The sequence below is a fragment of the Ruegeria sp. SAZD011 genome, from assembly GCF_059612545.1.
Map to the genome: position 1 here is coordinate 16,180 of NZ_JBXWQU010000002.1, position 14,192 is coordinate 30,371.

The following is a 14,192-nucleotide window of genomic DNA, read 5'->3' on the forward strand; positions in this document are numbered from 1 at the left end:
ATCTAACATTACAAAAAAATCGCCAACCCGGTGGAAATGCGGTAAAACAGCCGCACCACACCCTTCATTTGCTTAGAAAATCCGCGTGACATGCGCCTTTTTCTTCCATGTGCCGTCTTTTCCGGTATCATGAGGAAAACACAGCACATCGAGCAGATTTCCCATGTCCAAGGACAGCACCCCCCTGCCCCCCTATTTCAACATCGACCCGGACGCGGCGCTGGCCGAACTGGACTTACCCACAGGCACCGAAGGGTTTGCCGCCATTGCCGAGGCCTGTACCCGCGGCCGCGCCGACCTGGCCAGCCGGGGCATGAACGAAGAGGGGCACAAGACGCTGCGCCTGTTTTCCACCTGGGAGATCACCCGCTATCTGATCCCGGTGGCCCAGGCCCATTTCCGCCGGGTGCTGAAACAGAACCCCGACCTGCCGCAGGGCCGATCGGAAACCGAAGGCGGCGCCAAGTGGTTCACCCTGGACGAGGTGCTGCGCCTGCGCGCGCATTTCGGGGCGCAGGGATCGAAGGCCAAGAACTATCTGCCCTACCGCCCCAAGGGGCAGCCCGCGAAACTGGTGGCGGTGGCCAATTTCAAGGGTGGCGTGGGCAAGACCAGCACGGCGGCGCATCTGGCCATGTCGGCGGCGCTGGATGGCTACCGGGTGCTGGTGATCGACCTCGACAGCCAGGGTTCCATGACCTCGATCTTTGGCGGCCGGGTCGAGGATGAATGGCAGACCGCCTTTCCCCTGCTGGCGCGTCATTACGGCGAGTATCTGCGGCTGGAGAACCAGCGGCGGCTGGACCGGGGCGACGCGCCCCAGCCGCTGGACGAGGCGCTGAGCGCGGCGATGAAGATGACCGCGCGGGATGTGATCCAAGCCACCCATTGGCCCAATATCGACCTGATCGGCGCGCAACTGAACCTCTACTGGGCCGAGTTCCAGATCCCGGTCTGGCGCATGGCCGCGCGGGGATGGAAGCTGTGGGATGCGCTGACCGACCGGCTGGCGGCCGACGGGGTGCTGGACGACTATGACCTGGTCTTCATCGATACGCCGCCCGCGCTGGGATATCTCACCATCAACGGGCTGGCGGCGGCGGATATCCTGCTGGTGCCGCTGGGTGCCTCGTTCCTGGAATTTGATTCCACCGGGCGCTTCTTCGACATGCTGCATTCCACATTCGCCAGTATCGAGGATGGCGAGAATCTCGCCGCGCGCGCGTTGGGGCGGCCCGAGATGGCGTTTGAATGGGATGCGGTGCGCGCGGTGGTCACGCGCTTCGACGGGGCACAGCAGGGCGAACTTTCGGCTCTGATGCAGGCTTATCTGGGCAAAACGCTCAGCCCGCACCGGCAGGATTTCACCGCCCTGATCGGTCAGGCGGGCGAACGGGTGCATGGCATCTACGAGGCCGATTATCGCGATTTCAACCGCGAAACCTATGCCCGCGGGCGCGAGACCTTTGACGCCACCTATGCGGCGTTCAAGCGGCTGCTGCTGGGGGTCTGGCGACGCGACGAGCTGGCCGCGCAGGCGGCGGCGGAATAACAGGGCCTAACAAGGGCAAACCCGGAGGTAGAGATGGCAAAACGCAAGCGACTGAGCCCGGCACAACCGGTTTTCCTGGATGGCCCGGTACCCGGCCAGCGGGCGCCCGAGACCAAGTCGATGCCGCTGGGCGCGGGGCAGGCGCCGATTGCCCAGGTGGCGGGCGATGCCTCGGCCCGGGCGGCGCTCGACGAGATGAGCCAGGCCATGGCCACGGCGCGGGCCGAAGGTCGGATGATCGAGCTGTTGCCGCTTGACGTGATCGACGAACGCCATCTGGTGCGCGACCGGCTGGAGCAGAATGAGGACGAGATGACCGCGCTGACCGACAGCCTGCGGGCGCGCGGCCAGCAGATGCCGGTCGAGGTGGTCCCCCTGCCCGATCCCGCTGGCGGGCGCACCCATGGCCTGATCTCGGGCTGGCGGCGACTGACCGCGCTGCGCAGGCTCTACAAAGAGACTTCAGACCCTAAATTCGCCACGGTGCGCGCCATGGTGATTGCCCCCGAGACCGCGCAGGATGCCTATGTCGCGATGGTCGAGGAAAACGAGATCCGGGTGAATCTCAGCCATTACGAACGCGCCCGGATCGCGGTGCGCGCGATGAAGGAAGGCGTCTATCCCAATCAGCGCGCCGCCTTGCAGGGGCTGTTTGGCAATACCACCCGTTCGCGCCGCTCCAAGATCGGCACTTTCATCCTGCTGGTCGAGGCATTCGACGCGGTGCTCTACTTCCCGTCGGCGATTTCCGAGAAGCTGGGCCTGGCGCTGGCGCGCGAGATGGTGCGCGATCCGGGCTTTGCCGATCTGCTCAAGGCGCGGCTCAAGGACAGCCCCCGCGACAGCGCCCCGGCCGAGATGCGCATTCTGGCCCAGGCCCTGGCCGAACGTCAGGCCCCCCCGCCCCCGCCGGCCGATCCCGAACCCCCTGCCCGGCCCCGGCTGCGCTCGACCGCGCAGAACCCGGCGGCTGGCGAACGGATCGTCACCCGGGTGACGCAGGGCATCGAAATGCGGTTCACCCCGGATCAGGGTCGTATCGAACTGGTGGGCGAGGGCGTCTCGGATCGTCTGGCCGAGATGCTGGAAGACTGGCTGAAATCTCTTTGATAGGGTCTGTTTCGGGCCCTTCGGGAACCTGGGGCAGAGCCCCCCACCCTGCCCCGCGATGTTTCGCGCGCGAAACATTTCAGTAACCAATCGCGCTAGCGCCCGACCCCGATATAGCACTCGAACCCGGCCTTGCGCGCGGCCTTTTCCGAATAGATGTTGCGCAGGTCGACCATGCGCGGGGTCTCCATCTTGCGCGCCATCTGCTTGAGGTCGAGGGCGCGGAATTCGTTCCATTCGGTCAGCAGCACCACCAGATCCGCCTTGCGTGCGGCCTGATAGGGGTCGTCCATCCATTTGACGCCGGGCAGCAGCGCCTCGCCCTCGGCCTGGCCCTGCGGGTCGACCACCCGCACCCGGGCACCGCCACCGATCAGGGTCGGCACGATGGTGAGCGACGGCGCCTCGCGCATGTCGTCGGTATTGGGTTTGAAGGTCACCCCCAGCACCGCGATGGTCTTGCCGTTGAAACTGCCGTCCAGCGCGTCGCGGATCTTCTCGACCATGCGGCTCTTGACCTCGTCATTGACCCGGATCACCGTTTCGGTGATCCGCATCGGAAAGGCATGGTCCTGCCCGATCCGGGCCAGCGCCGCGGTATCCTTGGGAAAGCACGAGCCGCCGTAGCCGGGACCGGCATGCAGGAACTTATTGCCGATCCGGCCATCCAGCCCGATGCCGCGTGCCACTTCCTTGACATCGGCGCCGACCCGTTCGCACAGGCCCGCCACCTCGTTGATGAAGGTGATCTTGGTCGCGAGAAAGGCGTTGGCGGCGTATTTGATCATCTCGGCGCTTTCCAGATCGGTGGTCAGGATCGGAAAGTCGCGCAGATAGAGCGGCCGGTAGATCTCGGCCATCACCTCGGCGGCGCGGGCGTTCTGGACGCCCACCACCACCCGGTCGGGTTTCATGAAATCCTCGATGGCCGCACCCTCGCGCAGGAATTCCGGGTTCGAGGCCACGTCGAATTCCGCCTGTGGGTTGGTCTTGGCAATCGCCTGCTTGACCTGCCGGTTGGTGCCCACCGGCACGGTGGATTTGGTCACCACCACGGTATAGCCGGTCAGGGCCTGCGCGATCTCTTCGGCGGCGGCCATCACATAGGTCAGATCCGCATGGCCGTCGCCGCGCCGGGTGGGGGTGCCCACCGCGATGAACACCGCCTCGGCCCCGTCCACGGCGGCGGCCAGGTCAGTGGTGAAGCTCAGCCGCCCGGCCGCCACGTTCCTGGCCATCAGCGCATCGAGCCCCGGCTCGTAGATCGGCACCTCGCCGGCATTCAGCCGGCCGATCTTGCCCGCGTCCTTGTCGACGCAGATCACGTCATGTCCGAAATCGGAAAAACAGATGCCGGAGACCAGGCCCACATAGCCGGTTCCGATCATGGCGATCCGCATAACCCCTACCTCTCTTGTCGTGCCGGGCTGCTCTTCCGGCCTGTTTACAATCGGCGGATCCGACGCCTGTTGCAACGCCCCTCTGCGGTGCCGGCTCAGATCCGGTAATAGTCGCGATACCAGTCGACGAAATGCTGCATGCCGGTGGCCAGCGGCGTGTCCATCCCGGCGCCGGTCAGGTCGCGCAAGAGCCGGGTCTCGGCCCAGGTGGCGGGCACATCGCCGGGCTGCATCGGCAGCATCCGCATCTGGGCCGTCCGGCCGCAGGCGGTTTCGATGGCGCGGATGAAGGCCATCAGCTCGACGGGCTGGCTGGCGCCGATATTGACCACGCGAAACGGCGCCACCGGGCTGAGACTGTCGTGATCGCCCACCGGCGCCGTGCCGGGCGTGGCCTCGGCCAGGCCCAGGATGGCGCCGACCAGATCGTCGATATAGGTGAAGTCGCGCCGCATCCGGCCGTTGTTGTAGACGTCGATCGTCTCGCCGCTCAGGATGGCGCGGGTGAACTTGAAATAGGCCATGTCGGGCCGGCCCCAGGGGCCGTAGACGGTGAAGAAGCGGAACATCGTCACCGGCAGGCCATAGAGATGGGCATAGGAATGCGCCATCGCCTCGTTCGCCTTCTTGGTGGCGGCGTAAAAGGACATCTGGCTGTCGGCCTTGTCGGTCTCGGCATAGGGCATCGCGGTATTGGCGCCATAGACCGAGCTGGTCGAGGCCAGCAGCATATGTTCGGGGGGATGGGCGCGGGCGGCCTCGATCAGCTCGTAGGTGCCCAGCAGATTGGCCTCGACATAATCGCGCGGTGCCTCGATCGAATGGCGCACGCCGGCCTGGGCGGCCAGGTGGATGACGCGGGCGGGGCGGTGCGCGGCAAAGAGATCGGCCAGCAGGCCGGGGGTTTCCAGCTTGCCGATGACGGGGACAAACTCCGGCCGGGCCTCGAGCTGCGCCAGCCGCGCCCGTTTCAGCGCCGGGTCGTAATAGGGGTTGAGAGAGTCGAGCCCCACCACCCGCCAGCCCGCCGCCAGCAGGCGCAAGCTCAGGTGATAGCCGATGAAGCCGGCCGCGCCGGTGACGAGGATGGTTCGCATATATGATCTCTAGAGGGAAATCCGGCTTGCGGTCAAACCCTTGCGGGGAAACAACCGCTGCTGACCGTGTCTGTTTCTGCGATCTGGGATGTTGTGATTTCGAGGCGGGGCAAATATCACGGAGAGACGAGCATACCGGGAAGATCACGCCGGAAATTCCACACCGGGAAATCACGGGGCAGGAGGGCCAGATGATGGACGCTATGAAGTTTGCGCGGACGATTACGCCTGTCATCCTGTGCGGCGGTTCGGGCATGCGGCTGTGGCCGCTGTCGCGCAAGAGCTATCCCAAGCAGTTCTCGCGCCTGATCGGGGACAGTTCGCTGTTCCAGGCCTCGGTCCGGCGGATGAGCGGCGAGGGCTTTGCCGCTCCGGTGGTGCTGACCAATTCCGATTTCCGCTTCATCGTGACCGAGCAACTGCTCGAGGCCGGGATCGACCCGGCGGCGGTGCTGATCGAACCCGAGGGCCGCAACACCGCCCCGGCCATCCTGGCGGCGGCGCTGTGGCTGCAGGCGCAGGATCCCGAGGGGCTGATGCTGGTCGCCCCTTCGGATCACGTGGTGCCCGACCCGGATCTGTTCCGCCGGATGATCGCCTCGGGCGTCGCGGCGGCCGAGGCGGGCCAGCTGGTCACCTTTGGCGTCGAGCCGACGCGGGCCGAGACGGGCTATGGCTATCTGGAGCTGGAGGCGGCCCCCGATGGGGCCGCGACCGGCCCGGTACCCTTGCGCCGCTTCATCGAGAAACCGGATGCCGAAGCCGCCGCCCGGATGATGGCGACGGGACGGCATCTGTGGAATGCGGGCCTGTTCCTGTTCTCGCCGGCGGCGATCCTCGCCGCTTTCGAGACCCATGCGCCCGAGATGATCGCCCCGGTGCGGCAGGCGGTCGAGACGGGGCGCCCGGATCTGGGCTTCTTCCGCCTGGCGCCCGAACCCTGGGCCGGGCTGGCCGATATCTCGATCGACTACGCGGTGATGGAGAAGGCCGACAATCTGAGCGTCGTGCCCTTTGGGCAGGGCTGGTCCGATCTGGGGGGCTGGGATGCGGTCTGGCACGAGATGGACCGGGATGCGCGCGGGGTCGCCCTGTCGGGGCAGGCCACGGCGATCGATTGCGAGAATTCGCTGCTGCGCTCGGAGGACGATACCCTTCAGGTGGTCGGGATCGGGCTGAAGGATACCGTGGTGGTCGCCATGCCCGACGCGGTGCTGGTCGCCGCCGCCGGGCGGACGCAGGATGTGAAACTGGCGGTGGCGGCGCTGAAGCGCAAGCAGGTCAAACAGGCCGAGACCTTTCCCAAGGATCACCGCCCCTGGGGCTGGTTCGAAAGCCTGGTGATCGAGGACCGGTTCCAGGTCAAGCGCATCATGGTGCATCCCGGTGCCGCCCTGAGCCTGCAAAGCCACCATCACCGCGCCGAACACTGGATCGTGGTGCAGGGCACCGCCAAGGTCACGGTCGGCGACACCGTCACCCTGGTGAGCGAGAACCAGTCGGTCTATGTGCCGCTGGGGGCGATCCACCGGATGGAAAACCCGGGCAAGGTGCCGATGGTGCTGATCGAGGTTCAGACCGGCAGCTATCTGGGCGAGGACGACATCATTCGGTACGAGGATGTCTATGCCCGGCAGTGACGCGGCCTGCCTGTGCGGCCCTTGACAGGGTCTGATATCGCCGGTCAGCGGCGGTGAAACAGGAAACCGATCGTCTGGAATACCAGGTCGAAATCGTAACAGACATTGCGCTGCCGCTGATAGATCAGGTCGAGACGGGCCTTGCGCGGCACGCAGCTGCGGGCATAGACCAGATCGGTCTCCTCGCGGGTCTTGCAGCGCGCCAGCAGCATGGTTTCGTGCTTGTGATAGACCAGCGTGGCGAGGCCGGTGACGCCGGGGCGCGATTTCAGGACCTCGGAATAGATCTCGGGAAACTGCTCGACATACTGGCGCAGGGGCGGGCGCGGGCCGACAAAGCTCAGGTCGCCGCGCAGGATGTTCCACAGCTGGGGCAGCTCGTCCAGGCGCTTGGAGCGCAACCAGGCCCCGGTGGGGGTGATGCGGTTGACCTTGTCGCCGCCCGAGACACCGGAATCCTCGTCGACCTCGGTCATGGTGCGCAGTTTCCACAGCGCGAAGGGCTCGCCCATCCCCTTCATCCGCTCGGCCACGTAAAAGACCGGCCGCCCCTGGCGGATCAGCAGCCAGACCAGCAGCGCGATGATGAAGGGCCAGAGCAGAAGCACCAGCAGGGAGGCGAAGAACAGATCGAAAAGACGTTTGCCAAAAGTCATCTTGAGTCCTGAATATTCCCGATATCCGGCTCTAAACTGCGCCATTGCGCAACAAGACAGGCCGGAGAGGCCTCGTCGGCCGCCACCGGAGACAGCCGGTTCAGCGAGGTGGTGTCAAGCTGAACCTGGGCGATCGTGCCCGGCTGCGGCAGGCGCGGGGTCCAGTGCAGCCCGGCGGCGTCCAGCAGGTTGCCCATTTCCACCATGCCGGGGGCCGCGATATTCAGCACCGGGGGCAGATCGGGGACCAGCATCAGGTCGAACAGGACCCGCGCCAGACTGCGCGGACCGATATAGCTGCGTCTCGGGGTGTGCCCGTCGGGGAACCGGTCCAGTGTGGTCTTTGGCGTCCACTTGCCCAGAACAGCGTCTATTCCGGCGATATTGCCGATCCGCAGGCAGCAGCAGGACACCCCGCTTGCCCGGGCCAGTTCGGTGGCGCGCTGTTCCATCTCGAGCTTGGCGCGGCCATAGGCATTGGTGGGCCGGGTCGAGGCCTGTTCGGACAGCAGCCCGGCCTGATTGCCGTAAACCGCCGCCGAAGAGGCCAGCAGGACCCGGGCGCCGGTCTGCGCGCCGGCCCGGACCGCCGCCAGGGCAAGGTCGATATTGTCGTCCAGCGTCGTGCCCGGGCTTTCGCGGCCGGGGATCACGCCGGACAGGCACAGAATGGCCTTGCGGCCGCGGGCGGCGGCGGCCAGCCTGTCGGGTTCCGTCAGCGGATCGAAGCTGACCCAGTTGTGCCGCTCGGTGGTCACGGGCTTGCGCGTATGCCACAGGATATGGTTCTGAGAGATCTCCGGCTTCCAGACGCAGCGCAGGATTCTGCCGATCCGTCCGGTCGCTCCGAGAACCAAGATATCGGGAAATTGCATGGGTGTTCTTGTAAGCGTTGACGGATCCTTCGATGCCGGTATTGTGCGCACACTCCAATGGCAAAAACCATTAACTTTACACATAGGCCGATCTGACAGATGAAGCATGTTGCAAAAACCGCCATCCTTCTGGGGGTGCTGCTGACTCTCTTCGGGTGCGGCCGCCTGCCGGCCGGCGCCCCGGCCAGCAGCGAGATCATCAACCAGGTCCAGGAAGAAAGCGGCGAATTCGCACTGTATCTGGTCAATCGCGCCTTTTTGCCCACCGTGTCGCAATGGCCGGCGACGGGGCGGCAGGAGCGCCTGTCCTGGCTGAGCCGGAGCCAGGGCGCCAAGACCCAGATCATCCAGCCCGGCGACACGCTGACCCTGCAAATCTGGGACAGCAGCGAAAACTCCCTGCTGACCACCGAGACCCAGCGCGCGGTGCCGCTGGAACAGGTGCGGGTGGCCTCGAACGGCACCGTCTTCGTGCCCTATGTCGGCGATATCAGCGTGATCGGCATGACCCCTGACCTGGCCCGCGAGCGGTTGCAGAGCGATCTGGAAGCGATCGTGCCCTCGGCCCAGGTGCAGCTGAGCATGAAGGAAGGCCGCGGCAACTCGGTCGAACTGGTCGGCGGTGTCGCCCGGCCGGGATCCTATCCGATGCCCGACCGCAACTATACGGTCCGCAGCCTGCTGTCGGATGGCGGCGGGGTCTCGTCGTCGCTGGTCAACCCGCAGATTCGCCTGGTGCGCGGCAACGCGATCTATGGCACCTCGGTCGAGCGGCTGCTGGACACGCCGTCCTATGACACGCTGCTGCGCGGCGGCGATCAGATCTTTGTCGAAGAGGACAACCGCTATTTCCTGTCCTTCGGGGCCACCGGCAAGGAGGATCTGCACCCCTTTACCCGCGATGACCTGTCGGCGATGGATGCGGTGTCGATCATCGGCGGTGTCAATGACAGCCGGGCCGACCCCAAGGGCCTGCTGATCCTGCGGGAATATCCCGCCTCGGCAGTCAGTCCGGGCACCCGCGGGCCGCGCAACACGCGGGTGGTGTTCTCGATCGACCTGACCACGTTCGACGGGCTGTTCTCGGCGCGCAACTTCCAGATCAACCCCAACGACCTGGTGCTGGCGACCGAGGCGCCGATCAACGATGTGCTCACCATCTCGAACGTGATCGGCAACTTCTTCGGGGTCTTCAGCCGCGCGGGCGTGCTGTAACGGTCTGCTCAGATGTCCGGGCCCGGCGGAAAACCGCCGGGTCTTTCACACTGCGGGGGCGGGCGCGGGGCCGCGTTGTAACATAGTTTCAGCCCCGGGGATCCGCGCTTGGCAAACTGCGGCTTTATGGATAAGACCGAAATCGGTTAACTGATTGACAGATATTTGTAATGAGACGCGCTTTGATCGTTCCAGCGACCGGTAGAGGGACGCGTATGCGTTCGGATATGCCGAAGGTTCCAGACATGATCGCAGGCGCCCTGCATGTGGTGCGCAGGCCCTTTCCCACGCTGTGTGCACGCGGTGGGGGAAACGGCTTTTCAGGCTCTGACACGGCAGGAAAGGCGCGGGCCGTCGCTTGGCCACGTGCCCGAGTGGAAAACGGATAAGCAACCGGAGAGAACGGACGATGTGTGGAATTGTCGGCGTATTGGGGCATCACCAGGCCGCCCCGATCCTGGTCGAGGGGCTCAAGCGCCTCGAATACCGCGGCTATGACAGCGCGGGGATCGCGACCGTCGATGGCGGGCGGCTGGACCGGCGCCGGGCTCTGGGCAAGTTGATCAATCTCAGCGACCTGCTGGTGCACGAGCCGCTGGCCGGCACCTCGGGGATCGGCCATACCCGCTGGGCCACCCATGGGGCCGCGACCACCCAGAACGCGCATCCGCATGCCCGGGGCAAGGTGGCGGTGGTTCATAACGGGATCATCGAGAATTTCCGCGCCCTGCGCGAATTCCTGGCCGATCAGCAGATCACCCCCGAAACCGAGACCGATACCGAGACCGTCGCCATGCTGTGCGACTGGTATCTGGCGCAGGGCGAGGCCCCGGTCGAGGCCGCCAAGAAGACGGTGGCACGCCTGGAAGGCGCCTATGCGCTGTGCTTCCTGTTCGATGGCGAGGAAGACCTGATCGTGGCCGCGCGCAAGGGCAGCCCGCTGGCCGTGGGCTGGGGCGAGGGCGAGATGTTCGTCGGCTCGGATGCGCTGGCGCTGGCGCCGATGACCGACCAGATCACCTATCTCGAAGAAGGCGACATGGCGATCGTGACCCGCGCGGGGGCCGACTTCCTGGATGCCGACCAGCAGCCGGTCGCGCGCCAGCGCAAGACCGTGCATGTGGATGCGACCGCCGCCGACAAGGGCGGATATCGCCATTTCATGGCCAAGGAGATCGCCGAACAGTCCACCGTGCTGGCCGAGGCGGTGAAATACTATCTCAGCAAGCGCGAGGGGCAGCACCTGCTGGAGACCCGGCTGGATTTCGCCGGGATCGACCGGGTGGTGATGGTGGCCTGCGGCACCGCCTCGCTGGCCTGTTTCACGGCCAAATACTGGTTCGAGCAGATCGCCAAGCTGCCGGTCGAGGTCGATATCGCCTCGGAGTTCCGCTATCGCGAGCCGCCGATTTCCGACCGCACGCTGGCGCTGTTCGTCAGCCAGTCGGGCGAGACCGCCGATACGCTGGCTGCGCTGCGCTATTGCGCGGGCAAGGCGGGCAGCATCGTGTCGATCGTCAATGTCGCCGAAAGCTCGATCGCGCGCGAAAGCGATGTGGCGCTGCCGATCCTGGCCGGACCCGAGATCGGGGTGGCCTCGACCAAGGCGTTCACCTGCCAGCTGGTGGTGCTGGCGGCGCTGGCCTTGCAGGCGGCGCGGCAGCGCGGCGTGCTGGACCAGGCGGCGCTGGCGGCGCATGTGGACCATCTGATGCGGGTGCCCGGGCAGGTGGCCGATGCGATGACCTGCGAACCGCAGGTGCATGCGATCAGCTCGCAGCTGGCGCGGTTCAAGGATGCGATCTTTCTGGGCCGCGGCGCGATGTATCCGCTGGCGCTGGAAGGGGCGCTCAAGCTCAAGGAGATCAGCTATATCCATGCCGAGGGCTATGCCAGCGGCGAGCTGAAGCACGGACCTATCGCGCTGATCGACGACGAGATGCCGGTGGTGGTGCTGGCCCCGGACGATGACATGTTCGACAAAACAGTCTCTAACATGCAGGAAGTGATGGCCCGGGGCGGGCGGATCGTGATGGTCAGCGACCCGGCCGGGATCAACAAGGCCGGGGGCGGCCTCTGGCAGACCGTGGCGATGCCGCGGGTGGACGGGCCTTTTGCCCCCATCGTCTATGCGGTGGCGGTGCAGCTTCTGGCCTATCACACGGCGGTGGAAAAGGGCACCGATGTGGACCAGCCCCGCAACCTGGCAAAATCGGTGACCGTGGAATAGGGAAACCCCCTTGATAGAGCCTGTATAGAGCCTGTTTTCGGCCGGATCTCAGCTCTGGCCGCGCAGGCCGCGCAGCATGGCGCTGGCCCGGCGCATCAGCTTCAGCCAGGCGATCGGATAGAGCCCCGCCCGCGGCGCCCAGTCGGTGGGCGGCGTGCGCGGGGTGGGGATCACCGGCTGCCCCGTGCGCACGGGGGCCTGCGGCATCAGGCTGTCCAGCGGCGTCCCGGCGCCGCTGCGCAGGAATTCGGCATCGCCCCGGCGGATCAGCGCGGACAGGATATCCAGATCCAGCTGCGGCGCGTGCAGGCGCTGGTCGACGCCCCGGCGGTTGAGATCCTGCCCCATCAGGTCGCGCTGGTGGCGGCCGGGTTCGAACGGATAGCGCTGGCCGCCATTGTAGAAGTCGATCCCGGTCAGGATGATGCGCCGCGCCCCCATGCCATGCGCCATCAGGGCGGCATAGGTGCCGGTGGTCGGCTTGCGGTCGTGCCGGGCCATCAGGGCGGCGACCTCGGCCTCGATCGCGGCGTCGCGATAGCGCATCACCCGGTAGCAGGCGCCGAACCGGCGCTGCCCGGCGCGGATGACGGCGGGGTTGTGGCTGCTCCAGGCCGCCAGGTCGTAATCCGCGCGACACCGCCAGAGGGTTTCGAACATGAAGGGCGCCACCCGCGGATCGCCGCCCATGAAGGCGAGATCCACCCGGCGGCCCAGATAGTGCATCGGCTCGAAGAAGAAATTGTTGGTGCGGACAATCCGGTCGGTGACCAGCACCTGGCCGGGGATCAGCCGGGTCAGGGACAGGCCGCCGCCGGCCACGACAAAGGTGTCGGATGTCATTTCCGGGCGTCCGGCTGTCCCGCGCGCGGTGCCGCCCGCAGCGTGTCGGCCATGGCCCGGAGCGCGCCATGCCCGCCCGGATGCGGCAGGATCCAGTCGGCCAGCCCCAGGATCTCGGGATGGGCATCCGAGGGGCAGGCCGACAGGCCGGCCCGCTCCATCGCCGCGCGGTCGTTGATGTCGTTGCCGACATAGAGAAGCTGACCCCAGTCCAGCCCGTGCCGGGCCAGCCAGCCGGTCAGGGCGGCCACCTTGTCGTCGGTGGCGTTCTGGACCTCGATCTGCAGTTTCTCGGCCCGGCGCAGCACCACCGGGTTGCGCTCTTTCGACAGGATCATCAGCCGCCAGTGCCCGGCCTCGCGCAGCAGCGACAGGCCCATGCCATCGCCGCGCGAGGTGCGCACGCTTTCGACCCCGTTCTGGTCGGTGATCACCAGATTGTCGGTATGCACCCCGTCGAAATCCATCACCACCGCGCGGATACGGCCGAGACGATCCGCCGCCGGGCTGTCCAGCCCGTGGCTGCGCGCCAGCTGGCTGCACAGGTCGAGATCGCGCAGGCTGTCGATCTCGACCGCCGGGTGATCCACCGGGCAGAGCGCCACCCGGCCGCAGAACCGGTTGCCCACCCGTTCAAAGGCGTCGGCCCGCACGCAATAGATCGCGCCGCTTTCGCGAAAGGCGGGCGGCAGGTCCTGGCGGCGCATCCTGGGGCCGGTCTCGTCATGATTGATGCCGGTGCCGAACCCCTGGGCATCGGGGCGCCAGAGGAACGAGTGATCCTCGATCACCGAGATCGCGCAATCGGCGCCCTGGCCCCGCATCGCGGCCAGGCAGGCCTCGATATCCTCGCCGGTGGTAAAGGGCGAGGTGCATTGCAGGAACACCAGCCGCTCCAGCGCGGGCAGATCGGCGCGCACCGGGCCAAGCGCGTGCAGCCAGCCGGATTCGGAACTGGCGGTATCGCCGGCCAGATCGGCGGGGCGGTGGATGATCCGGGCGCCATGCAGGCGGGCCTCGGCGGCGATGGCGGCATCGTCGGTCGAGACATAGACCGCCGCGACCGAGGGCGCGGCACGGCCCGCGCGCACGGCGCGTCCGATCAGCGAAACGCCGCCGACGGGGCGCAGATTCTTGCCGGGGATGCCCTTGGACCCGCCGCGGGCCAGGATGATGCAGGCGGTGGCCTCGGGGGCGGGGGCTGTGCCGGTCATGTCGATACTCTGTCGTCTTGCGCATTTGGCGCCACGGGGTCGGGTCGCGCCCAAGCGCCGCGGGCAGGCGGGCACAGGGTCCGGAACCCGCAGTCCGGTTACCTTTACAAACCGGGGGGCGCTGTGTAAATCCTTCGTGGATCTTGGATTTACCGGTTTTGCAGGATGCTTTTGCAGCTCAAGAACTCGTCTCTGGGTCGGGCGTTGTGGCGGCTGCGTCGGGCGGTCTGGCGGCTGGGCAAACGGGCGGCGGCGATCTATGAACGGATCCCGTCGCCGGCGCATCTGAAGGCGGCCAACCGCGCCCATAACCGGGAACAGCAGCGCATCCTTGCAGCCTTCGAACGCGGAGACAGCTGA

Annotated in this window: 12 protein-coding genes; 6 read left to right on the forward strand and 6 right to left on the reverse strand. The window is 66.4% G+C overall.

The features are described 5' to 3' along the window. Nucleotides 1-163: 163 nt before the first annotated feature. Nucleotides 164-1,552 (forward strand): AAA family ATPase, encoded by a 1,389-nt coding sequence (locus AC2FLM_RS00850; RefSeq protein WP_496854817.1) that lies wholly within the window; start codon nucleotides 164-166, stop codon nucleotides 1,550-1,552. Nucleotides 1,553-1,585: 33 nt separating this feature from the next. After that, nucleotides 1,586-2,662, forward strand: coding sequence for a ParB/RepB/Spo0J family partition protein (locus AC2FLM_RS00855; RefSeq protein WP_496854819.1), 1,077 nt, complete (start codon nucleotides 1,586-1,588; stop codon nucleotides 2,660-2,662). Between the two features lie 95 nt (nucleotides 2,663-2,757). Here the strand turns inward: AC2FLM_RS00855 and AC2FLM_RS00860 are convergent, their stop codons facing one another. Further along, a complete protein-coding gene (locus AC2FLM_RS00860; protein ID WP_234145698.1) occupies nucleotides 2,758-4,062 on the reverse strand; it encodes a UDP-glucose dehydrogenase family protein in 1,305 nt (434 codons plus the stop codon). Between the two features lie 95 nt (nucleotides 4,063-4,157). Beyond that, nucleotides 4,158-5,159, reverse strand: coding sequence for an NAD-dependent epimerase/dehydratase family protein (locus AC2FLM_RS00865; RefSeq protein ID WP_496854821.1), 1,002 nt, complete (start codon nucleotides 5,157-5,159; stop codon nucleotides 4,158-4,160). A gap of 191 nt (nucleotides 5,160-5,350) precedes the next feature. Between AC2FLM_RS00865 and AC2FLM_RS00870 the strand changes: the two genes are divergently transcribed. Then, nucleotides 5,351-6,799, forward strand: a complete 1,449-nt coding sequence (locus AC2FLM_RS00870; protein ID WP_496854823.1) for a mannose-1-phosphate guanylyltransferase/mannose-6-phosphate isomerase — start codon at nucleotides 5,351-5,353, stop codon at nucleotides 6,797-6,799. A 44-nt stretch (nucleotides 6,800-6,843) separates the two neighbouring features. On the opposite strand, the gene AC2FLM_RS00875 is transcribed toward AC2FLM_RS00870, so the two are convergent. Both AC2FLM_RS00875 and AC2FLM_RS00880 read right to left on the reverse strand, forming a co-directional pair. After that, nucleotides 6,844-7,455: a sugar transferase gene (locus AC2FLM_RS00875; RefSeq protein ID WP_496854825.1), complete on the reverse strand. Its 612-nt coding sequence runs from the start codon at nucleotides 7,453-7,455 to the stop codon at nucleotides 6,844-6,846. Continuing rightward, nucleotides 7,452-8,330 (reverse strand): NAD-dependent epimerase/dehydratase family protein, encoded by an 879-nt coding sequence (locus AC2FLM_RS00880; RefSeq protein WP_496854827.1) that lies wholly within the window; start codon nucleotides 8,328-8,330, stop codon nucleotides 7,452-7,454. The genes AC2FLM_RS00875 and AC2FLM_RS00880 overlap by 4 nt, the downstream gene beginning before the upstream one ends. Before the next feature lie 99 nt (nucleotides 8,331-8,429). Here AC2FLM_RS00880 and AC2FLM_RS00885 point away from each other — a divergent pair, with 99 nt between their 5' ends. Together AC2FLM_RS00885 and glmS are read left to right on the forward strand one after the other, a co-directional pair. Beyond that, the gene (locus tag AC2FLM_RS00885) at nucleotides 8,430-9,545 is read left to right on the forward strand and encodes a polysaccharide biosynthesis/export family protein (RefSeq protein ID WP_496854829.1); all 1,116 of its coding nucleotides are present in this window, start codon (nucleotides 8,430-8,432) and stop codon (nucleotides 9,543-9,545) included. Nucleotides 9,546-9,954: 409 nt separating this feature from the next. Next, nucleotides 9,955-11,775: a glutamine--fructose-6-phosphate transaminase (isomerizing) gene (glmS, locus tag AC2FLM_RS00890; protein WP_496854831.1), complete on the forward strand. Its 1,821-nt coding sequence runs from the start codon at nucleotides 9,955-9,957 to the stop codon at nucleotides 11,773-11,775. Between the two features lie 48 nt (nucleotides 11,776-11,823). Here the strand turns inward: glmS and AC2FLM_RS00895 are convergent, their stop codons facing one another. Both AC2FLM_RS00895 and AC2FLM_RS00900 read right to left on the reverse strand, forming a co-directional pair. Continuing rightward, entirely contained in the window at nucleotides 11,824-12,618 is a 795-nt protein-coding gene (locus AC2FLM_RS00895) for a hypothetical protein (RefSeq protein ID WP_496854833.1), read from the reverse strand. After that, complete coding sequence (locus tag AC2FLM_RS00900) at nucleotides 12,615-13,832, reverse strand: cytidylyltransferase domain-containing protein (protein ID WP_496854835.1); 1,218 nt, start codon at nucleotides 13,830-13,832, stop codon at nucleotides 12,615-12,617. Before AC2FLM_RS00900 ends, AC2FLM_RS00895 begins: the two co-directional genes overlap by 4 nt. A 165-nt stretch (nucleotides 13,833-13,997) precedes the next feature. Here AC2FLM_RS00900 and AC2FLM_RS00905 point away from each other — a divergent pair, with 165 nt between their 5' ends. After that, nucleotides 13,998-14,192 (forward strand): hypothetical protein, encoded by a 195-nt coding sequence (locus AC2FLM_RS00905; RefSeq protein ID WP_496854837.1) that lies wholly within the window; start codon nucleotides 13,998-14,000, stop codon nucleotides 14,190-14,192.

What these genes read in the sequence shown, in the direction of transcription:
- AC2FLM_RS00850 (WP_496854817.1), top strand. Translation starts at nt 164, where the DNA reads ATGTCCAAGGACAGCACCCCCCTGCCCCCCTATTTCAACATCGACCCG.
- AC2FLM_RS00855 (WP_496854819.1), top strand. Translation starts at nt 1,586, where the DNA reads ATGGCAAAACGCAAGCGACTGAGCCCGGCACAACCGGTTTTCCTGGAT.
- AC2FLM_RS00860 (WP_234145698.1), bottom strand. Translation starts at nt 4,062, where the DNA reads ATGCGGATCGCCATGATCGGAACCGGCTATGTGGGCCTGGTCTCCGGC.
- AC2FLM_RS00865 (WP_496854821.1), bottom strand. Translation starts at nt 5,159, where the DNA reads ATGCGAACCATCCTCGTCACCGGCGCGGCCGGCTTCATCGGCTATCAC.
- AC2FLM_RS00870 (WP_496854823.1), top strand. Translation starts at nt 5,351, where the DNA reads ATGATGGACGCTATGAAGTTTGCGCGGACGATTACGCCTGTCATCCTG.
- AC2FLM_RS00875 (WP_496854825.1), bottom strand. Translation starts at nt 7,455, where the DNA reads ATGACTTTTGGCAAACGTCTTTTCGATCTGTTCTTCGCCTCCCTGCTG.
- AC2FLM_RS00880 (WP_496854827.1), bottom strand. Translation starts at nt 8,330, where the DNA reads ATGCAATTTCCCGATATCTTGGTTCTCGGAGCGACCGGACGGATCGGC.
- AC2FLM_RS00885 (WP_496854829.1), top strand. Translation starts at nt 8,430, where the DNA reads ATGAAGCATGTTGCAAAAACCGCCATCCTTCTGGGGGTGCTGCTGACT.
- glmS (WP_496854831.1), top strand. Translation starts at nt 9,955, where the DNA reads ATGTGTGGAATTGTCGGCGTATTGGGGCATCACCAGGCCGCCCCGATC.
- AC2FLM_RS00895 (WP_496854833.1), bottom strand. Translation starts at nt 12,618, where the DNA reads ATGACATCCGACACCTTTGTCGTGGCCGGCGGCGGCCTGTCCCTGACC.
- AC2FLM_RS00900 (WP_496854835.1), bottom strand. Translation starts at nt 13,832, where the DNA reads ATGACCGGCACAGCCCCCGCCCCCGAGGCCACCGCCTGCATCATCCTG.
- AC2FLM_RS00905 (WP_496854837.1), top strand. Translation starts at nt 13,998, where the DNA reads ATGCTTTTGCAGCTCAAGAACTCGTCTCTGGGTCGGGCGTTGTGGCGG.